21 protein-coding genes and 1 pseudogene are annotated in these 21284 nt (G+C 38.0%); 21 read left to right on the top strand and 1 reads right to left on the bottom strand.

What is annotated here, in order from left to right:
- Positions 1 to 14: 14 nt before the first annotated feature.
- The 20 genes and pseudogenes from pknB (at position 15) to RVY80_RS06400 (ending at position 18520) form a co-directional block, all read left to right on the top strand.
- Positions 15 to 1949, top strand: coding sequence for a Stk1 family PASTA domain-containing Ser/Thr kinase (pknB, locus tag RVY80_RS06305; protein ID WP_317329978.1), 1935 nt, complete (start codon positions 15 to 17; stop codon positions 1947 to 1949).
- 7 nt (positions 1950 to 1956) lie between these two features.
- Positions 1957 to 2823 carry a ribosome small subunit-dependent GTPase A gene (gene rsgA / locus RVY80_RS06310; protein WP_295188017.1) on the top strand — a complete coding sequence of 289 codons (867 nt, stop codon included), beginning with the start codon at positions 1957 to 1959 and terminating at the stop codon, positions 2821 to 2823.
- The gene (gene rpe / locus RVY80_RS06315) at positions 2823 to 3485 is read left to right on the top strand and encodes a ribulose-phosphate 3-epimerase (RefSeq protein ID WP_295188019.1); all 663 of its coding nucleotides are present in this window, start codon (positions 2823 to 2825) and stop codon (positions 3483 to 3485) included. The genes rsgA and rpe overlap by 1 nt, the downstream gene beginning before the upstream one ends.
- A gap of 242 nt (positions 3486 to 3727) precedes the next feature.
- Positions 3728 to 4450 carry a 30S ribosomal protein S2 gene (gene rpsB / locus RVY80_RS06320; RefSeq protein ID WP_295188021.1) on the top strand — a complete coding sequence of 241 codons (723 nt, stop codon included), beginning with the start codon at positions 3728 to 3730 and terminating at the stop codon, positions 4448 to 4450.
- A 147-nt stretch (positions 4451 to 4597) separates the two neighbouring features.
- Positions 4598 to 5278, top strand: coding sequence for a translation elongation factor Ts (tsf, locus tag RVY80_RS06325; protein ID WP_295188023.1), 681 nt, complete (start codon positions 4598 to 4600; stop codon positions 5276 to 5278).
- 64 nt (positions 5279 to 5342) lie between these two features.
- On the top strand, positions 5343 to 6068 hold the full coding sequence (pyrH, locus tag RVY80_RS06330; protein WP_295193074.1) for a UMP kinase: 726 nt from the start codon (positions 5343 to 5345) through the stop codon (positions 6066 to 6068).
- A 4-nt stretch (positions 6069 to 6072) separates the two neighbouring features.
- Positions 6073 to 6633: a ribosome recycling factor gene (gene frr, locus RVY80_RS06335; protein ID WP_295188027.1), complete on the top strand. Its 561-nt coding sequence runs from the start codon at positions 6073 to 6075 to the stop codon at positions 6631 to 6633.
- Positions 6633 to 6875 (top strand): hypothetical protein, encoded by a 243-nt coding sequence (locus RVY80_RS06340; RefSeq protein ID WP_295188029.1) that lies wholly within the window; start codon positions 6633 to 6635, stop codon positions 6873 to 6875. Before frr ends, RVY80_RS06340 begins: the two co-directional genes overlap by 1 nt.
- Positions 6865 to 7632 (top strand): isoprenyl transferase, encoded by a 768-nt coding sequence (locus RVY80_RS06345; protein WP_295193072.1) that lies wholly within the window; start codon positions 6865 to 6867, stop codon positions 7630 to 7632. Before RVY80_RS06340 ends, RVY80_RS06345 begins: the two co-directional genes overlap by 11 nt.
- Positions 7633 to 7635: 3 nt before the next feature.
- Positions 7636 to 8451, top strand: a complete 816-nt coding sequence (locus RVY80_RS06350; protein WP_295188033.1) for a phosphatidate cytidylyltransferase — start codon at positions 7636 to 7638, stop codon at positions 8449 to 8451.
- A gap of 12 nt (positions 8452 to 8463) precedes the next feature.
- Positions 8464 to 9609 (top strand): 1-deoxy-D-xylulose-5-phosphate reductoisomerase, encoded by a 1146-nt coding sequence (locus RVY80_RS06355; protein ID WP_317329979.1) that lies wholly within the window; start codon positions 8464 to 8466, stop codon positions 9607 to 9609.
- Between the two features lie 8 nt (positions 9610 to 9617).
- On the top strand, positions 9618 to 10634 hold the full coding sequence (rseP, locus tag RVY80_RS06360) for an RIP metalloprotease RseP (protein WP_317329980.1): 1017 nt from the start codon (positions 9618 to 9620) through the stop codon (positions 10632 to 10634).
- Positions 10635 to 10748: 114 nt separating this feature from the next.
- The gene (gene ispG / locus RVY80_RS06365) at positions 10749 to 11825 is read left to right on the top strand and encodes a flavodoxin-dependent (E)-4-hydroxy-3-methylbut-2-enyl-diphosphate synthase (RefSeq protein ID WP_317329981.1); all 1077 of its coding nucleotides are present in this window, start codon (positions 10749 to 10751) and stop codon (positions 11823 to 11825) included.
- Positions 11826 to 11831: 6 nt separating this feature from the next.
- Positions 11832 to 13550 carry a proline--tRNA ligase gene (locus RVY80_RS06370; protein WP_295188040.1) on the top strand — a complete coding sequence of 573 codons (1719 nt, stop codon included), beginning with the start codon at positions 11832 to 11834 and terminating at the stop codon, positions 13548 to 13550.
- 309 nt (positions 13551 to 13859) lie between these two features.
- Positions 13860 to 14687: a PHP domain-containing protein gene (locus tag RVY80_RS06375; RefSeq protein WP_317329982.1), complete on the top strand. Its 828-nt coding sequence runs from the start codon at positions 13860 to 13862 to the stop codon at positions 14685 to 14687.
- 107 nt (positions 14688 to 14794) lie between these two features.
- Positions 14795 to 15670, top strand: coding sequence for an Asp23/Gls24 family envelope stress response protein (locus RVY80_RS06380; protein WP_317329983.1), 876 nt, complete (start codon positions 14795 to 14797; stop codon positions 15668 to 15670).
- 88 nt (positions 15671 to 15758) lie between these two features.
- Positions 15759 to 17072 (top strand): tRNA (N6-isopentenyl adenosine(37)-C2)-methylthiotransferase MiaB, encoded by a 1314-nt coding sequence (gene miaB / locus RVY80_RS06385; RefSeq protein WP_295188044.1) that lies wholly within the window; start codon positions 15759 to 15761, stop codon positions 17070 to 17072.
- Positions 17073 to 17084: 12 nt separating this feature from the next.
- On the top strand, positions 17085 to 17537 hold the full coding sequence (locus RVY80_RS06390; RefSeq protein ID WP_317329984.1) for a hypothetical protein: 453 nt from the start codon (positions 17085 to 17087) through the stop codon (positions 17535 to 17537).
- Between the two features lie 103 nt (positions 17538 to 17640).
- Positions 17641 to 18244, top strand: a pseudogene (locus tag RVY80_RS06395) (transposase).
- Positions 18245 to 18340: 96 nt separating this feature from the next.
- A complete protein-coding gene (locus RVY80_RS06400; protein ID WP_317329986.1) occupies positions 18341 to 18520 on the top strand; it encodes a type II toxin-antitoxin system RelB/DinJ family antitoxin in 180 nt (59 codons plus the stop codon).
- 145 nt (positions 18521 to 18665) lie between these two features.
- On the opposite strand, the gene putP is transcribed toward RVY80_RS06400, so the two are convergent.
- A complete protein-coding gene (gene putP / locus RVY80_RS06405; RefSeq protein ID WP_295190438.1) occupies positions 18666 to 20150 on the bottom strand; it encodes a sodium/proline symporter PutP in 1485 nt (494 codons plus the stop codon).
- 219 nt (positions 20151 to 20369) lie between these two features.
- Between putP and RVY80_RS06410 the strand changes: the two genes are divergently transcribed.
- Positions 20370 to 20927, top strand: a complete 558-nt coding sequence (locus tag RVY80_RS06410) for a PhzF family phenazine biosynthesis protein (protein ID WP_295193481.1) — start codon at positions 20370 to 20372, stop codon at positions 20925 to 20927.
- Positions 20928 to 21284: the final 357 nt, after the last annotated feature.

A 21284-nucleotide genomic window follows, 5' to 3' on the forward strand; every position in this document is an offset into this window, starting at 1 on the left:
CTAGGAACGGTGATATGATGAGTATTATACAAAACTTAAAGGATATTATCCTTGATAATCGATATAAAATTATAGATAAAATTGGCGTGGGCGGTATGGCTGACGTTTACAAGGGTCAAGATTCTTTACTTGGACGTGCTGTAGCCATTAAAATCTTACATGCTAACTTTGCGAATGATGATGAGTTTGTCACACGTTTTAAACGTGAGGCTCAAGCTGCAGGTAAATTAAATCATCCAAATATTGTAAATATGTATGATGTAGGCTATGACCAAGGTTTGCACTATATTGTTATGGAATATGTAGAAGGGGAGACCTTAAAGGAATACATCGTTCGTAACAAAAAATTAGCCATCGATGAGGCTGTTAAAATTGCTATTGCCATTGGTGAAGGGCTTGAACATGCCCATGCAATGGGGATTGTTCATTGTGATATTAAGCCTCATAATGTGATGATTACCTCGAATGGTCGTGTGAAAGTAGCTGATTTCGGTATTGCACGTGCTATGAATGCAACTAATACCGTAATGTATACAAACTCTATTATGGGGTCGGCACATTATTTGTCACCCGAACAAGCTAGTGGTAAACCTGTAGATGGAAATACTGATATTTACTCTTTAGGTGTTGTTCTTTATGAAATGCTTACAGGTCGTGTTCCATTTGAAGGGGAAACACCAATTGCGGTAGCGTTAAAACATGTACGTGAGGAATTAACTCCACCTACACGTTATAATCCAAGTATTCCTAGTATGCTTGAATCCGTCGTAGTGAAAGCCCTGTCAAAAAATCCTGAAGATCGTTTTGGTAGTATTAGTGACATGATTAGTGATTTGCGTTTATCCCAAGGTTTTACCATGGGAAAATCTAGTCGCCAAGTGCCATATGATTTTGCCACTCAAATGATTCCGACGGTGGATGCAAATCCATTTGAGAATGACATAGAAGAAGAAAACTCTAAAAAGTCTGGAATTTTAGGATTTATTGCGAAAATTCCGCAAAAGTATATTATTCTTGGTGCTGCGGTTATATTTGTGGTAGCATTCCTAGGTGCATTCCTTAGCTTTGGGAACTTCTGGAGCAATACGACTGTAGAAGTCCCGAATGTAGTTGGAAAACAGGTGTCTGTGGCTAAAAATATTCTAGAGGATAATCATTTACGAGTGTCCACTAGTGAGGTATCAAATCCAGATGTTCCAGCAGGACAAGTTATTTCTCAAACACCATCTGCCGGTGAAAAGGTAAAAGAACAACGTACAATCCATCTTGTAGTAAGTAAAGGGGTTGGTGATATTACTGTTCCTGATTTATCTGGTATGACAGTAGAACAAGCGAAAGCTCGACTTAAAGAACTAGGCCTTGTAATCGGTAAAATTTCAACCGGTAATAATCAAGATAAACCAGATGCGGTAATTATTTCTCAATCACCGTCTGGTGATTCTAAGGTGACTAAAGGCACAACTATTGATATTACTATTAATAAATTGGTAGCTAAAAAAGTAGAAATGCCTAATGTTATAGGTATGACATTAAAAGATGCACGTGATGCATTGAATTCTTTAGAATTGTCCGTAAACCAAATTGCTGGCTCCGTGGATGAAAAATCTGTGGTTACTGAACAAAGTGTTAAAGCGGGACAAAAAATTGATGTCGGTGGCGCGGTTAACTTAACTACTACGTTAAAAGAGGAAGCAAAGTCTAAAGATGAAAAGTCTAGTTCCTCTAATAGTGGTAGTAACACTACTAATGGTACAGTAGACGTAACAGTGCCATCTGGATCTAAAGAACAATCTTTACGCATTGTGGTTCAAGATGATACGGGATCTGCTGTTATCTATGATGGTACAAATAAACCTGGAGATCGTGTTGTGAAAAAAGTTTCTGGTGTTGGGAATGTACGAATTCAGGTGTACTTGAATGGTGCATTAGTTCAAGATCAGGCTTTATAGGAGCACTATGAATATCGGGATTGTTGTAAAAAATATGAATGGCTATTTCTATGTGCAATCTCCTGATGGAGAGGTACATGAATGTAAAGTGCGTGGCCGTTTAAAACAGAATAGATATACTTTACTCGTTGGTGACCGCGTGCATTATTCTGAGGATGGATTCATTGAATCCATCCTTCCTAGAATTAACTCTATGGTTCGTCCAGCAGTAGCTAATATAGATCAAGTTATCCTAGTGGTGGCTGCTCATGAACCAGATATCAATGAATTATTGTTTAATAAACTGCTCGTCATGATTGAGCACGCTGATATTCCAGTGGTTATTTGCATAAATAAATGTGATCTAGCTGATGAAAATACACGAGAATTGGTAGATCGATACCAAACTATTGGGTATACAGTTATACGTACATCGACTTATGTTAAAGAAGGTCTTGAAGAGTTACGCTCTACATTAGAAGGAAAGATTACTGCTTTTGCTGGTCCATCTGGTGTGGGTAAGAGTAGCTTGCTCAATGCATTAGAACCAAATTTTGCATTTCAAACTGGTGATGTGAGTGATAAAATTAAACGTGGTAGACATACGACGAGACATGCTTCTTTATTTAGTTTGAATGAGGAATCTTTCATTATGGATACACCTGGATTTAGTGCCATTGAGTTTAATGATGTATCATTGGAGCGCTTGCCAAGTCTATTTCCTGAATTTTTATCTTGTGAAGTTGATTGTAAATTTAGTCCTTGTTATCACGATAAAGAACCAGTGTGTGGCGTGAAACAAGCCGTAGATAATGGAGTTGTTTTCCTATCTCGTTATGAAGCGTACCTCGCTATACGCGAAGAAATTATGAATCAGAAAAAGAGGTCAAGATAATGATTAAAATTGCACCATCTATGCTATCTGCTAATTTTGCAGAATTAGCTGCTGAAATTAAAAGTATTGAAGAAGCTGGCGCTGATATATTACATATTGACGTAATGGATGGCCATTTTGTACCGAATTTAACATTTGGTGCCCCTATTGTAAAGGCTATTCGTAAATATACTGATTTGCCTTTTGATGTACATTTAATGGTAACAAATCCAGAGGATTATGTAGATGAATACGCAGCTATCGGGGTGGAATATTTCACATTCCATCAAGAAACTGTTCCTCATATGCATCGTTTGATTCAACAAATAAAAGCAAAAGGTATGAAAGCAGGTGTGGCATTAAATCCAAGCACACCAGTATCAACATTAGAGGATGTAGCCAATGATTTAGATATGATTTTAATCATGAGTGTTAATCCAGGTTTTGGCGGTCAATCTTTCATTACTAATGCCATAAAAAAGGTAAAACAAGCTAAAGCTTTACTTGGCATGATTGGCAATACTGACGCTGATATTGAAGTAGATGGCGGTATCAATAGTATGACATCCATCGCTATTAAAGAAGCGGGGGCGACGATTTTGGTAGCCGGGTCTGCTGTATTTGGAGCGGAAGATCGCAAAGTTGCCATTGAGGCCATTCGCAATAGCGGTAGTGGATTATAACTACTCATATTACAAGTTTCTATGCTTATCATAGTATTTACAATGCTACGACTAGTAGTATATGAGATTTAATCATAAAATATCTACAAGAACTTGTAGAAAATATCTTGATTGTGTATTTTGGTTTATGCTATAATCATTGGGTATGAAAAATACGCACGTCGTTGGACTTCGGTACTGTGCCTAATTTTGGGTGACCCGAGGGATGAAGAGACGGAGGTTAATTAACAGGAGGTGCCACAATGGCAGTTGTATCAATGAAACAATTATTAGAGGCTGGTGTACACTTTGGTCATCAGACTAGAAGATGGAATCCTAAAATGGCGAAATTCATCTTCACTGAACGCAATGGTATTTATATCATTGACCTTCAAAAAACAGTAGGCAAAGTAGACGAAGCTTACAATTTCTTACGCGAAGTAGCTAGCCAAGGCGAAGTTATTTTGTTTGTAGGTACTAAAAAACAAGCTCAAGAAGCAATTAAAGAAGAAGCTCTTCGTGCTAACATGTTCTTCGTTAACGAACGTTGGTTGGGCGGCATGTTGACAAACTTCAAAACAATTGAAACTCGTATCAAACGTTTAAAACAATTGGAAACTATGGCTGAAGATGGTACATTCGAAGTACTTCCTAAAAAAGAAGTTATCGGTCTTCGTCATGAAATGGAAAAATTGGAAAAATACCTTGGCGGTATCAAAGATATGCCTAAAATGCCAGGTGCTCTTTTCGTAATCGATCCTAAAAAAGAACGTATTGCAATCGCGGAAGCTAAAAAATTGGGTATCCCAGTAGTAGCAACTGTAGATACAAACTGTGATCCAGATGAAATCGATTTCCCAATCCCTGCAAATGATGACGCTATCCGTGCCGTTAAATTATTAGCTGGCGCTATGGCTGATGCAGTATTGGAAGGTCGTCAAGGCGAATCTTTAGATGCTCAAGAAGTAGCTGAAGACGCTGAATAATATACACCTTAGTTTACTGAATTTAAAACTTTTGCTGTATATGAGAATTCAGTATGAATACTCATTGAAACATAAAAATTAAACATATATAATTAGGGTAAGGGCTTTTATTCCTTACCTTAATTAATACTAGGAGGTAACTAAACAATGGCAATTACTGCTGCTTTGGTAAAAGAATTACGCGAAATGACTGGCGCAGGCATGATGGACTGCAAAAAAGTATTAACAGAAACTGATGGCAATATCGAGAAAGCTGTTGACCTTCTTCGTGAAAAAGGTTTAGCGGCTGCAGCTAAAAAAGCTGGTCGTATTGCAGCTGAAGGTGTTGTTACTTCTTATATTCATGCTGGTGGTCGTATCGGCGTATTAGTAGAAGTTAACTGTGAAACTGACTTCGTTGCTAAAACAGACGATTTCCAAGCTTTAGCTCGCGATATCGCTATGCAAATCGCTGCTGCTAACCCTACATACTTGAACCGTGAAGAAGTTCCTGTAGATGTTATCGAACATGAAAAACAAGTATTGTTAGAACAAGCTAAACAAGAAGCTGAAGAAGATGTTAAAGCCGGTCGCAAACCAAAACCAGAAGCAGTTTTGGAAAAAATGGTTGCTGGCCGTGTAGAAAAATTCTATAAAGAAAATTGCCTTTTAGAACAAGTATTCATTAAAGATGGTGACAAAACTGTTACTGAAATCATTAATGAAAATATTGCAAAAATCGGTGAAAACATCAACGTACGCCGTTATGTTCGTTACGGTTTAGGCGAAGGTCTTGAAAAACGCCAAGATGATTTTGTAGCGGAAGTTATGGCATCTGTTGGTAAATAATTGAGATAAAATAAGAGAACACCGTACAGTGTTCTCTTATTTTGCAATAGTAAGGAGTAAAGAAATGGCAAAGAGACATTTTAATCGCATCGTTTTAAAATTAAGCGGTGAAGCGTTAGCAGGTGAACAAGGTTTTGGTATCAATCCAGATGCAGTAGAAGGATTTGCAAAGGAAATTGCAGAATTATCTAAAAATACGGATCTTGAAATTGCTATCGTTGTAGGGGGCGGTAACTTATGGCGTGGTTTAGCAGGTAGCAATAAAGGTATGGATCGTGCCACTGCTGACTATATGGGGATGCTTGCTACAGTGATGAACTCCTTAGCATTACAAGATGCACTTGAACAAGCTGGTGTAGATACACGTGTTCAAACAGCTATTGAAATGCAAGAAATTGCAGAACCATATATTCGTCGTCGTGCCATTCGTCATTTAGAGAAAAAACGCATTGTTATCTTTGGTGCAGGTCTTGGTAAACCATACTTCTCCACTGATACAACTGCTGCATTGCGTGCTGCAGAAATTGAAGCTGACGCTATCTTGATGGCTAAGAAGTTTGCTGATGGTGTATATGACTCTGATCCTAAAATCAATCCTAATGCTGTTAAATTTGATGAATTAACGTATATGGATGTGATTAGCAAAGAGTTAAAAGTTATGGATGCTACATCCACAACATTATGTAAAGACAATAATATTCCGATTGTTGTATTTAGCATGGATATTCCTGGTAATATCACAAAGGCTGCTAAAGGCGAAGAAATCGGTACTATCGTTAGAGGAGAATAAAACAATGGAAGTGAAAGAGTTATTAGCGCAAGAAGAAACTCGCATGGACAAATCTATAGAGGCATTGAAACATGAATTTGCTTCTATCCGTACAGGACGCGCCAGTGTATCATTACTTGATAAAGTAATGGTAGACTATTATGGCACTCCTAGCCCAATCAACCAAGTAGCTAATATTTCCGTGCCAGAACCACGGATGATCTTAATTGCTCCATGGGATAAAAGTATGATTGGCGCCATTGAAAAAGCGATTTTACAATCTGATCTAGGCTTGAACCCTGGCAATGATGGTGCTCAAATTCGTTTGGTTATTCCTCAATTAACAGAAGAACGCCGTAAAGAGATTGTTAAAGTCGTTCATAAAAAAGCTGAAGATGCAAAAGTAGCAATTCGTAACATTCGCCGTGATGCCAATGATGCTATTAAAAAAGAAGAAAAAGCTAAAACAATTACTGAAGATGATGCTAAAGATGGTTTAGATCAAATTCAGAAATTGACTGATGCTAAGATTAAACAAATCGATCAATTAAAAGATGTAAAAGAAAAGGATGTATTAGAAGTATAATGCTTAATTCTAATGATCTTTTGGGTATGCCATGGCAGCTTGCAAAGTCTCGTTTGCAGGCTGCCCATATTCCATTTAAGGTAACTATTGGAGATAACTTTAACCGTTTCTTCGATGTTGCTACTGATGGTTATTATGTAGCTCGTGTGAAGGAAATACAAGAAACATGGCACATACTAATTTATAGACCAATGATTAACAGTGACTTTGGTATTAGTGCTGAGGTGGACTATGCTAACTAAGCTATTTGGAAAACAATCGAAACTGCCAAACGATCTTGTTATCGATCCTAGTAATATACCAAATCATATTGGCATTATTATGGATGGCAATGGCCGTTGGGCCAAACGTCGTGGGATGCCACGTAATATGGGACATCGTGCAGGTGCTGATGTTCTTAAAAAAATTGTTGTTGCTGCTGATGAAATCGGTGTAAAAGCATTGACAGTATATGGATTTTCCACAGAAAATTGGAAACGTCCAGAAGATGAAGTGTCATTATTAATGTCACTCATAAAAGAATACTTAAGTAAAAATGTTCAGGAGATGCATAAGAAGAATGTACGAATTCGTTTTATTGGCTATATTCTTGGGCTTTCAGAGGAATTGCAACATATTATTAGGGACTCTGAAGAATTAACTGCGAATAATACAGGTCTAACCCTACAATTAGCAATCAATTATGGGGGACGTGATGAAATAATCCGTACCGTGCGCTCTATGGTAGAACAAGTTCAACAAGGAGTTATCACAACGGATGAAATTACTGAGGACTATTTTGGGTCTCAACTGTTTACGAAGGAATTTAGCGATGTAGATTTATTGATTCGTCCAAGCAAGGACTATCGAATTAGTAACTTTTTATTATGGCAATTAGCCTATGCAGAGTTTTGGTTTACAGATTTACACTGGCCTGACTTTACAAAGGAAACGTTGTTAGAAGCTGTGTATGCCTACCAACAACGAGAACGTCGTTTTGGTGGATTACAAGAGGAATAAACTATGCTGAAAACTCGTGTTATAACAGCTCTAGTCGGTTTTATTATCGCTATCGTATGCATTACATTTGGTGGGGTGGTTTTTGATGCCCTTATTACTCTGTTAGCATTAATTGGATGGCGTGAGTTTACGCTATTAGCAAAATCACGCCGTGTTCGCATGCCTTTATTGTGGGGCTATATCTATATCCTCGCGGTAATGACATCTTTATCCTTAGGCTATTATAATATTATTCTTGCTATCGGCTTAGCTGGAGTTTTCTGCTTGTATATGATGATGACTTTCGGTGAACGCTATAAATTACATAATGTAGGGTATAGTATCTTTGGTGTAATTTATGTATTACTAGGAATGGGTGCATTATTATTGATTCGTCAGGATTCTCTATATAGTTTGCTACCTATGCCATATGAACGAGACAATTGGGGTGTTGTAACGATTTGGCTCTTGTTATTTACAACTTGGGCTAGCGATACATTTGCCTATTTTGCAGGTCGTGCTTTTGGTAAAAATAAAATCGTTCCTACTATTAGTCCTAACAAAACCTTAGAGGGCTTTATTGGCGGTTTTATTGGTGCTATTGCAACGGGGATTGTATATGCCTTTATTGTGGGAACACCTATGTATATGGGGGCTTTCTTTGGCATTATTATCGGCGTTCTTGCACCATTGGGAGACTTATTCGAATCTAAAATGAAACGCATTTGTGATGTAAAAGATTCTGGTGTGTTATTACCAGGGCATGGTGGTGTATTAGATCGTTTTGACAGTTTGTTATTTGCGGCTCCGGCAGTTCTTGCATATTTAACATTGTTATAATCGAGGCAAATTATGAAATATCTTAGCATATTAGGCAGTACTGGCTCTATCGGTACACAAACGATTGATGTGGTAAATCAACATCCAGATCGTTTTATAATTGTGGCATTAGTGGCGCATCATAATATTGATTTACTAGAACAACAAATTCTAGCCCATGAACCTATCATGGCCGGTGTTGTTGATGAAAGTGCCTATAAAGCTCTCAAGTCTCGTTACCATGGACCTACTAAACTCTATTGTGGTGAAGAAGCTTTAATTGCAGCTGCTACGTTACAAGAGGCGACAATGGTAATTACCGCTATCGTTGGTGCTGCAGGAATTAGCTCCACAGTAGAGGCTATCAAGGCTGGAAAAACTATTGGGTTAGCCAATAAGGAAACCTTAGTGGCTGGTGGTTTTCTGATTACATCATTAGCTAAGGAACATAATGTAAAGATTCTGCCTATCGACAGTGAACATAGTGCTATTTTCCAATGTTTAGAAGGACAAGTGAAGGAGAATGTTGATAAATTAATTATCACTGCCTCTGGTGGTCCTTTACGAACTTGGACGCGAGAACAAATTCAAACTGCTACTGCAGCTGATTGTTTACGTCATCCTACATGGAGCATGGGGAATAAGATCACTATAGACTCTGCGTCTTTATTTAATAAAGGTCTAGAGGTTATTGAGGCTCATTGGCTTTTCGATTTTGATTTTGAGCATATCGATGTAGTAGTACATCCACAAAGTATTGTACACTCTATGATTATGATGAAGGATGGGGCTATTTTGGCTCAATTAGGTAATCCGGATATGAGAGAACCTATTCAATATGCTATGACCTATCCTGACAGAATTCCTTTGGTTTATAAAACATTGGAATTCAAAGAATTACTAGAATTACAATTTATGCCGCCTAGATATGATGATTTCCCTGCTTTAAAACTAGCATTTGAAGTAGGTCGTCAAGGGGGCTTTAAACCAGCCGTATTCAATGCAGCTAATGAAACTGCAGTATACGCATTTTTAGAGGATAAGATTTCTTTCCCTCAAATATATCAAACCGTTACATCCGTCTTAGATGCGATGGAATCGGAAGATGACTTTACTCTAGATAACCTATTGGCCATTGACCAATGGGCAAGATGTAAAGCTTCTGAATTAATTAAATAGGAGTTACTATGATAACAATGTTAGCCACCATATTTGTGTTTGGGGTTATTGTGTTCATTCATGAATTAGGACACTTTGTAACTGCTAAGGCTTGTGGTATGCGTGTTGATGAATTTGCCATCGGTTTTGGTCCTGCCATTGTAAAAGTTCAAAAAGATGAGACTTTATATTCTATTCGTGCTATTCCATTAGGTGGTTATAATAAAATTGCCGGAATGAGTGATGAAGAAGAATTAGACGATCGATCTTTCTTGAATAAACCAGCATGGCAGAGATTTATCGTTATTTCTGCCGGTGCAGTGTTCAATTTCCTTTTGGCTATCTTAATCGTATTTTCAATTTTGGTAATCTCTGGAGCACCAAGTCCGTCTTCAGAACCTGTGATTGGTCGTATGCATTCTACGGGTCCAGCAGCGATAGCACATTTGGAGGTAAATGATAAAATTACTTCTATAAATGGTAAGAAAATTACTAAATGGACTGATATTGCTATAGCTTTACAAGGAACTCAAAAACACGCAATTCCAATTGTGGTGGAACGTAACGGTCAAATGATTGAGTCTACCATTATTCCTATGGAAACTGATAATGGGCGTGCGATTATTGGAATTAATCCTTCGTCTATCATGACAAAATATCCTATAGGTGAGGCCGCTTATCGTGCTGTGGCCTATACAGTCAATATGGTTCATCAAATGATTACCGGCTTATGGTCTATGATAGTAGGGACAGAAGAAGCTCAATTAGCGGGCCCGGTAGGAGTGGCACAAATGGCTGGTGAAGTTGCTCAAATTGGCTTTGTGTATTTATTACAATTCACAGCTATTTTGAGTATCAACCTAGGTGTTATTAATCTATTGCCATTACCCGTTCTAGATGGTGGTCATCTCATCATCATCCTTGTTGAAAGTATTACAAGACGCAAATTACCGCCTAAGGCATTACAATATATCCAAATGGCTGGGTTGGCGCTTTTATTATTTATTTTCTTGTATACTACAGTACAAGATATTAGCCGTATCTAAGATAAGACTGATATACTAACGTAATATACTCTATACATAGCCAGATATGTTATATTTTAAGCTGGTCATTGAGTTAGAACATACATAAACGAAAGATCGTTTAGGAGATATACTATGATAGTAAGAAAACAAACTAATGGAATCATGGTAGGAAATGTAAAAATTGGTGATTTTGCACCAGTGAGTATTCAATCTATGATTACAACGGACCCTGTCCATATAGATAAGGCTATAGCAGAAATTAATCGCCTTGCAGATGCGGGTTGTGAAATTGTTCGTGTAGCAGTACCAAATATGGATTCTGCGAAAGCCTTAAAAACTGTAAAAGCAGGGATTCATATTCCATTAATTGCAGATATTCATTTTGATTATCGCCTTGCTTTGGAAGCCATTGATAATGATGTAGATGCATTGCGTATCAATCCAGGCAATATCGGTGGTGAAGATCGTGTATTAGCGGTTATTGAAAAGGCTAAACCAAAACAAATTCCAATTCGTATTGGTGTTAATGCTGGTTCACTACCACAACATATTTTATCTGCCTACGGTGGTCATCCAACTGCTGATGGTATGGTAGAAACAGCAATAGAACACATTCGTATTTTGGAAAAATTAGACTATCGTCAAATGAAGATTTCCATTAAAGCTACGGAAGTGCCATTGATGGTAGAGGCATATCAAAAGCTTTCAGCTAAGGTGCCATATCCTTTACATTTAGGTGTTACCGAAGCAGGTACAATTACACAAGGTACAATTAAGTCTGCTATGGGTATTGGCGCCTTGTTATTGCAAGGCATAGGCGATACTATGCGCGTATCCCTAACAGGTGATCCTATCCATGAAATTGAAGTCGCTCAAGGTATTTTAAGTAGCCTTGGTTTACGAAATTTCGGTGCTACTATGATTTCCTGTCCTACTTGTGGACGTTGCCAAGTTAATTTGTTTGACATGGCAGAGATTGTAGAGGCTCGTTTAAAAACGATTAAGGTCCCAATTAAAGTGGCTGTTATGGGATGTGTAGTCAATGGACCAGGTGAAGCGAGAGAAGCTGATTTTGGGATTGCTGGCGGTAAAGGCCTAGGGATTATCTTCCGTAAAGGTGAGGTCCTCAAACAAGTACCAGAAGCAGAATTAGTAGATGCTTTATTCCGTGAAATTGATGATTATTTAGAAACACTTGATAAGGAGTAATTATTCATGTTAGCAAGTAAATTATATGCACCAACATTACGAGAAATGCCTTCTGATGCTGATGTAATTAGCCAACAATATATGTTACGTGCTGGTTTTATTCGTAAAATGTCCAGCGGTTTATATAGCTTTTTACCATTGGCGTGGAGAAGTATCCGTAAAATCGAAGGCATCGTTCGTGAAGAATTAGATGCAGCAGGGGCTCAAGAAATTATGATGCCAATCATTCAACCTGCAGAAATTTGGAAGGAATCTGGTCGTTGGAATGCATATGGTGCAGAAATGATTCGCCTTCATGATCGTCATGACAATGAATATTGCCTTGGCCCAACACATGAAGAGATGATTACTACACTTGTTAAAAATGAAATCAACTCCTACCGTCAATTGCCAGTAAACTTATATCAAATTCAAAATAAATACCGCGATGAACGTCGTCCACGCTATGGCTTGATGCGTAGTCGCGAGTTTATTATGAAAGATGCGTATTCATTTGATGCTGATGAAGCAGGTTTAGATATTCAATATAAATTGATGTATGATGCGTATTCTAATATCTTTGCTCGTTGTGGTTTGACATGTAAACCAGTGGAAGCTGACTCTGGTGCAATTGGTGGTTCCAATACACATGAATTCATGGCTATTGCAGAGGCTGGTGAAGCAGATATCATTCATTGTACAAAATGCGATTATGCTGCGAACATTGAAATCGGTAAACCAGGTATTATGAAACAAACTGAAGAAGCGTTGAAAGAATTAGAAGTAGTAGAAACACCACATGCTAATACGATTGATGCTGTAGCAGAGATGCTTTCATTACCATTAGAAAAAACAATCAAAGCAGTAGTATTTGCTATTGAAGATAAAGTCATTTTAGCCATAGTTCGCGGTGATCATGAAGTGAATGAAGTAGCAGTGCAACATGCTGTGGACGGTAATGTAGAACCTGAAATGGCAACACCAGAGCAATTGGTACGCGTTGGTTTAACAGCTGGATTTATTAGCCCTGTAGGTTTAAAACAATCCGAAGAATTCGCTATTGTTGTAGATGAATCTGTTATGGAAACATTCAACGTATGTGGTGGAGCTAACAAACCTGATGCTCATTACATCAATATCAATCCAAAACGTGATTTCAATGTAGAGAATATTATCGTAGCACCAATTCGTTTAATTACTGATGAAGACGTATGTCCAACATGTGGTGGTGAATTGGCTAAGAGCAAAGGTATTGAAGTAGGCCAAGTATTCAAATTGGGTACAAAATACTCTGAAGCATTAGGGGCTACATTCCTTGATCAAAATGGTCGTCCTAATCCAATGGTAATGGGTTGCTATGGAATCGGTGTTTCCAGAACATTGGCAGCAGCTATTGAACAATATCATGATGAAAATGGTATTATCTGGCCACGCTCCATTGCTCCATTTGAAGTTGTTATCGTACCTATCAATGCTAAAGACGAAGCATTAATGGAAACAAGTACAACTATCTACAATGAATTGAAATCTGCTGGCGTAGATGTATTATTAGATGATCGCAAAGATCGTGCAGGCGTTAAATTTAAAGATGCTGATTTAATCGGCTATCCTTTACGCATTACAGTGAGCAAAAATACATTGGAAAGCAATGAAGTGGAATTAAAAGTTCGTAAAAATGGGGAAGCTATTAATACACCAATTGCTGACGTAAAAGCAAAAGTTGAAGAATTATTGGAAACATTATAAAACATATATAGTTATATTAGAATATTGCTTATTGAGCTAATATAACTATAGCTAAATAGCAAAGTTACGATATATGACTAAATACATCGTAACTTTGCTATTTTTTCTTGAATAAAGTGTAAGAATAAGGGATAATAAATTGATAGTATAAAATTTTACATATCTCATAATAGGTCTATATATTTTATAGTACAATAATGTATATAAGTATCATTACAACGGTGCTTGGAGCATATAGATATATAATGTGTGCATATTTGAGTTAAAACACTATAAATTATATAATACATTTTATGAGAAAGGGGCGTGATGGACATGCGAGTTGACTTTCACATGCATTCTACGTTTTCTGATGGTATAGAGACACCGGAACAATTGTTAACACATGCTATCGAACAAGGTATTTCCTATATGGCCCTTACAGATCACGATGAAATTGATGGTTGTCGTGTAATGAAAGCTATCAAACAAGATCAGGTTCAAATCATTACCGGTTGTGAGTTCAGTTCTGATTTTAGAGGAAAAGATGTTCACATTTTGGGATATGACTTTGACCCCAATAATAAACCATTACGTGATTTTTTGGCGTATTTCAAGGAAAAGCGTTATGAACGTGTTATCAAAATGATTGAACTGTGTCAAGCTAATGAGTTTATGATAACCTTAGAGGAACTCAAATCTAAGTTCCCTGATACTGAGGCCTATGGTCGTCCACATATTGCGCAATTACTTATAGAACACGGTTATGCCCAAAATGTGCAAGACGCATTTGATCATATTTTAAACGCCAAAGGACCTTGTTATGTACCAAAGGTTAAACTCAAGGTACCTGATGTACTTGATATCATTCATCAAGCTGCGGGATTGGCTATTCTAGCACATCCAATCTTAATACGTAATGATACTTGGGTAGAGGAATTATTAGATTATGATTTTGATGGTATAGAGGTATATCATTCTAAACATAATACCGAGGCAGAGGAACGCTATTTAGCTATGGCTAAGGAACGTCATTTACTCGTTTCTGGTGGTTCTGATTATCATGGTATTAATGGACGTACACCCTATCACTTAGGTGAATATGTTGTGGATTCTGAAAAATTTAATTTATTTATGAAAGCTATAAAAGCTTACTAATATAGAAATGGGTCGGGCTTGACGTAGTATCAAGTACTATGTATTTAGAGCCTAGTATCCTCACATTAAATGAAAGTCTTCAGGTAGTACCTGGACGAGGAATACATATGGAAGTTGTAGCATTTGTTGGTAGTAGCGGTACCGGAAAGAGCCATCGTGCCCTTGTTATTGCTCACGAAAATAATATTGAATGTATCATCGATGATGGTATTTTGATTCATGACAATAAAATAGTAGCAGGATTCTCGGCTAAAAAGGAATCTAGCCGACTTAAAGCCGTGCGCCGTGCCATCTTCCAAGATCCAGTGCAGGTCAAATCTGTTAAAGATATGATTGATAAAATTAATCCAGAACGATTGATGATTATTGGCACATCTGACAATATGGTACAGAAGATTACAAAAGCTCTTGGCATTCCATTACCAAGTCGCTATATTCGCATTGAAGATGTAGCTACACCGAAGGAGATTGAAAAGGCGCAATACGCTAGACTAAAAGAAGGAAAACATATTATCCCAGTGCCTACTATGGAATTGAAACCTCATTTTAGAGGTTATCTCATCGATCCAATCAAAACGATGTGGCGCCGTAGAACATTAAAGAAACAAAACCCAGATGAGCTCGGTCAAATTGGTTCAGAAGGATTTGAACGATCCGTGGTACGTCCAGCATTTAGCTATTATGGACGACTTACATTTGCAGATGAAGTCATTCTAAAGCTTGTGAGAAACGGACTTGAGAAGGTTGCAGGTGTAGATGCATCTAGCGATATTTCTTTCAAAAAGAGTAAACAAGGTCAAAATGGCCTAAATATTGATTTATCGGTAGTTATTGAACATGGACATCCAGTGCGTCCATTGATGCAAAATATTCAAGAATCTGTTCGTCAAGAAATTGAATATATTACAGGTATGTCTATTGAGCGTATGTCTATAAAAGTAAAAAATATTGTTGAACCTAAACGAAAAATAATTAGACAGTAATCCTGTCTAATTATTTTATTGTCGACATACTGAATAAGTAATCATCAGCTAACACTAGAGATGATGTATATTATATTAGGAGTTTTAGATGAAGTCATATTATATTTATACCTATGGTTGTCAAATGAATACAGCAGATTCCGAGCGCTTGGCGCATCAATTAGAGCAAGTGGGTTACTTGCCTACTGAGGAGGTTGAGGCTGCTGATTTAATCTTGCTAAATACTTGCGCAGTACGTGAAACTGCTGAAACTAAGGTTTTTGGCCGTATTGGTGAATTAAAACGATTAAAAGAGAAAAATAAGAATTTAATTTTGGCCATCACTGGTTGTATGGCACAAAAGAACCAAGCTGAAATGTTTAAACGTGCTCCCCATGTAGATATTGTTCTAGGAACACATAATATACAACATATTAATGAGATGATTGCAGAAGTACAACGGACACATAAGCATCAAATTAATGTTGATATGGATAATACGGTTCTCCCTGAATTACAAGCCAAACCAAATGGAACTTTCTTTGCGTGGGTACCAATTATGAATGGTTGTAATAAATTCTGTACATATTGCATAGTACCACATGTGCGTGGGCGTGAAATTAGTCGTCCTGTTGAGGCTATTGTGAAAGAAGTAACAGAACTAGGTCAACAAGGATTTAAAGAGATTACATTGCTGGGACAAAACGTAAACTCCTATGGTTTAGACTTCAAAGATGGTACTGATTTTGGTACTTTAATTACAGCTCTTGATGGTATCCCAGGGATTGAACGTATTCGCTATATGACAAGCCATCCACAAGATATGACTAAATCCATGATTGATGCATTAGGGTCTTCTAGTAATGTAGTGACGCATCTACACTTACCAATTCAATCTGGTTCAAATCGAATTTTACAAAAAATGAATCGTCATTATACTGTCGATCATTATAAGGCATTATTACAATACTGCCGTGAGAAAATCAAAGATGTAGTTGTTACTACAGATATTATCGTAGGTTTTCCAGGAGAAACGGAAGAAGATTTCCAAGATACATTACAATTGTTAAAAGATGTTCGCTATGATATGGCATATACATTTATTTATTCAAAACGTTCCGGTACACCAGCGGCGACGATGGATGAACAAGTACCAGAAGAAGTAAAGCGTGTTCGTTTACAACAATTAATGGATATTCAAAATGAAATCTCCCTTGATTTGAATAAACCTATGGAAGGTCATAATTTTGATATTATCGTAGAAGGGCCTAGTCAACGTGATGAGAATACCTGGTTTGGTCGTACATCGGGCAACAAAATGGTGCTATTTCCAAAAGACGATTCCCTCAAGGTTGGCGATACTGTAACGGCACATATTGACCGTGCGCAAACCTGGGTGTGCTATGGGAGTATTATAAAATAGAAGGGTTGTATAGTGGTGATGCAAGAAGATCAAATTGAAGTAATCGGCGCTAAAGAACATAATTTAAAAAATATCAATGTGGTGATTCCTAAAAACAAATTAGTTGTCTTTGCAGGGGTATCTGGTTCTGGTAAATCATCATTTATATCCCAGTCGATGAATTCAAAAATCCAAGTAAATGAAAATCCATTACCATGGAACGAAGGATTTATCATTGAAGGTGCATGTGCCAATAATCTAAAGCATATTAACGTGACAATACCAAAGGGCGTATTAACAGCTATTACAGGTGTGGCAGGCTCTGGTAAAAGTTCCCTCATGACTGAAGCATTTATTCCGCGTAATCCTAATTGTATTGTCATAGATCAAAAGCAAATAGGTACATCAATTCGGTCTACACCAGCTACTTATGTAGGTATAATGGATGAGATTAGAAAAATATTTGCTAAAGAAAATTGTGCGTAAATTGTAGAATGAAATTGAACACTAAAACTAAATAAAAAGATCCATAGGATTGCATCAATGGTAAAATTAAGTTACGACACAAAATTAACCGGAGGCAATCACTATGGACTACCTAAATAATACCATTAATACCCTACCTCGCGAAAGAGGACAACATTTAAGATTTGAAGATCGATGCGAAATCAAAGCGCTCCATAAGCAAGGTTACTCTTATCGCCAGATTGCAAAAGCACTTAATTGCTCACCTAGTACTGTGGGCTACGAATTAAAACGTGGCACTGCAACTAAGACGACACTTCGAGGCAGACCAACAGAGTATGTACCTAGTCGAGGTCAAGCCGTTTACTATGAAAACAGAAAACGTTCTGGTCGTAAACAGCGCATTACGTCTGAAAGTCCATTTGCTATTTGGGTTGCAGCGCAAGTTAAAAAAGATAACTGGTCATTAGACGTATGTGCTGGCTATGCTAAGAAGCATAATCTGTTTACTGAAGAGGAATTTGTATGTGCTAAAACGCTGTATAACGCCCTTAATCAATCACGCCTACCATAAGTACGTACCTAAAGGAAAGTCTATCGAAAACTACTCTGCTGAGCAGATTCTCTGGTTTGCAGAGGATACGAATTCATTACCTAGAAAGTCCCTTGGGTATGATACGCCTGATGATTTATTTGAAGCTTATTTAGATACCGTCTATGCAGCTTAAATTATTTGGTTAAAGGTGTTCAATTTGAACTTGCAATTTTAGTATACATAATAAAGGTATAAACCTGTTATATTGTGTGCAAAAAGGAGAAGAACAATGCTAGCTGATTATGAAATGATGACAGTAACAATTGATGAGAATTTGAAATCTGCTGTAGAAGAAATCCTACAGTCTCAAGGAATGAATCTTGAGAAGGCCATAAACCTATACTTTGAAGAAATCATTAATGCTAGAGGTATTTCTTTTGATGTCGTATTGCCACCTATAGCAGAGTAATAAAATAGAGGAAACGCAGAGCCGCTAAATGTCGCGTCTTCGTCTCCTCTACACATCTGTTTTAAAGAAAAAGCCCCAGGCTGCCGTCCTCGAATGACTTACGCGAAGCGTTCGGAATGAGAGGACGGTAGCCTGGGGCTTCCTTCTATAAACTATGTTTTTTTTCTGCTGCTCTATAATCTCTAATTACCGCTCTAGGTGGAAGTTTATCCATAATACTTACCACATAAATCGCGATGGAGGAGAAGATGAAACCAGGGATGATTTCGTAAAGGCCAAGCCAGCCGAATTGTTTCCAAATCAATACTGTGAGACCACCTACGAGGATACCAGCGATACAGCCGTGGCGAGTCATGCGTTTCCAGAACAAGGAGAACACGATGGCAGGACCAAAGGCAGCACCAAAGCCAGCCCAAGCATAGGCAACCATTGTTAAAATGTAGCTGTCAGGATCTAGTGCCATGTAAATAGCGATAGCAGCTACTAATAATACTGTGATGCGGCTGACTAATACGAGTTCTTTGTCACTAGCACCAGGATGAATCAAGTTATGGTAGAAGTCATTGGAAATTGCAGATGCTGTTACCAATAATTGAGCAGATGCTGTACTCATGATAGCTGCTAGAACAGCAGACCAGATGAGACCAGCCATGAATGGACTGAACAAACGCTCTGTCATAACGAGGTAGATTGTTTCTACTTGAACGCCTTCGAGTCTTTCAGGAAGGAGATATACGTGACCAACAAGACCAACCATAACCGCCGCAGTAAGGGAAAGGATTACCCACACCATAGCGATGTTCATGGATTTTTTCAGCTCACGAGCATCGGAGATGGCCATGAAACGCACGAGAATGTGTGGTTGACCGAAATAGCCGAGGCCCCAACCTAATGCAGAGATAATGCCGATGAACAATTTGAATGGGTCACTTTCATTCCCCCAGATATTTAAACCTTGTGGGAATTCGCGAGCGATGAGCGATGCTGTGTCCACTGGACCACCCAATGCAAAGGCTGCTGTTGTTGGCACCGCTATAATAGCGAAGAACATGAGAGCCCCTTGAATACAGTCTGTCCAAGATACGGCGAGGAAGCCACCGAGGAATGTGTAGAACACTACGATGCCGGCCGTGATAAATAGCGACACGGTGTAATCAAGACCAAATATGGTATTGAATAATTTGCCGCCCGCTACAAAGCCGGAGGATGTGTAAATTAGGAAGAATATCAGAATGAACAGCGCTGAGATAACCGCCACGGAATGAGATTGATCGTGGAAACGATTCTTCAAGAAATCCGGCAATGTGAGACTGTCATTAGAAATTTCTGTATGGTTACGCAAACGACGGGATACGAACTGCCAGTTCGCCCAAGTGCCTAGTGTAAGCCCCACAGCAATCCAGAGACCAGAAATCCCTGTGCTATACGCTAGTCCCGGCACACCCATCAGCATCCAACCACTCATGTCCGACGCTTCCGCGCTGAGGGCTGTAATCCAAGGCCCAAGCTGACGCCCGCCGAGAATATAATCGCCGATACTGTTAGATTTGCGATAATAATACACACCGATATACATCATCAGGCCCAGGTACAATGCAAAGGCGATGATGATCATAATGTTGTTGGTCATGAAATTGACCTCCTTGCAACTTACTCAATACATAACTATAATAAAACACAATAATAGATTTATTTTACCACAATACAAGGTGAAAGTTCTAACTTTCTATAGATTTTATTTTTGCATACAACACTGCTAATCAGGGTATATAAAATCCTATTATCGTTTATATTGGACACAGACACTATTTATATAAATTTGCGATGCTGATGAAATGGAGGCCTATCGATGAAACAATTTATTGTAGATGCATTTACCGATATCGTATTTAAAGGCAATCCCGCTGCGGTGTGCTTAGTGGAACAACCACTCACTGATGAACAAATGCAGCTCATTGCTATTGAAAACAATTTGTCTGAAACGGCCTTTGTACAAGCTGCGGCTGATGGCAATGGCTTTGATTTACGTTGGTTTACACCTGGCAGTGAGGTCGATTTATGTGGTCATGCTACATTAGCAACAGCATTTGTGATTTTTAATGAATGCAATTTTAAGGAATCAACTATCGTATTTCACACTATGAGCGGTGATTTATTCGTAAACCGCGTAGAAAATGGTTATGAAATGACATTCCCGGCTTACGAGCTAACAGAGGTGCCAGTAACAGCTGCGATGGAGGCCGTACTTGGTGTGTGCCCAGAAGAAGCCTATATGGGACGTGACTTACTTTGCGTATTGCCAGACGAGAGCTTTGTTACAGATTATGAGCCTAAGAGTGAAGCTCTTTTAATGCTAGATGGATTATTAGTACACACAACAGCGGCTGGCAGTAATGGTTTTGCTTGAAAAATTCGAAACTCTTGGAATTTTTCGTCATTTCCAATGGCGTCCAATGCAGTTGTTTTAGCAAATTCTTCAATTGTTATAGTGTGTTTTGAGGATAATTCTTTGAGTAATCGATACTCTTCATCAGAGAATTCTAAGGTGATTTCTACCATTATAAATACCCTCCTTTAGCGAATGTAACCTATAGGATAATTGTATAATGCTTTAGTTAAAGTGACTATGTAAATTAATAAATATGGTATATAATATAGATATATTTCGAAATGAACCACAAGATACTGACTAAAACTCAATGTGATTTTACATACTTGTGAGTATATAGTGGTTTATTTTATGATCGACCTGAATGTACGGCTA

The sequence above is a fragment of the Veillonella absiana genome (genome assembly GCF_032970865.1).
Taxonomy (GTDB): domain Bacteria; phylum Bacillota; class Negativicutes; order Veillonellales; family Veillonellaceae; genus Veillonella; species Veillonella absiana.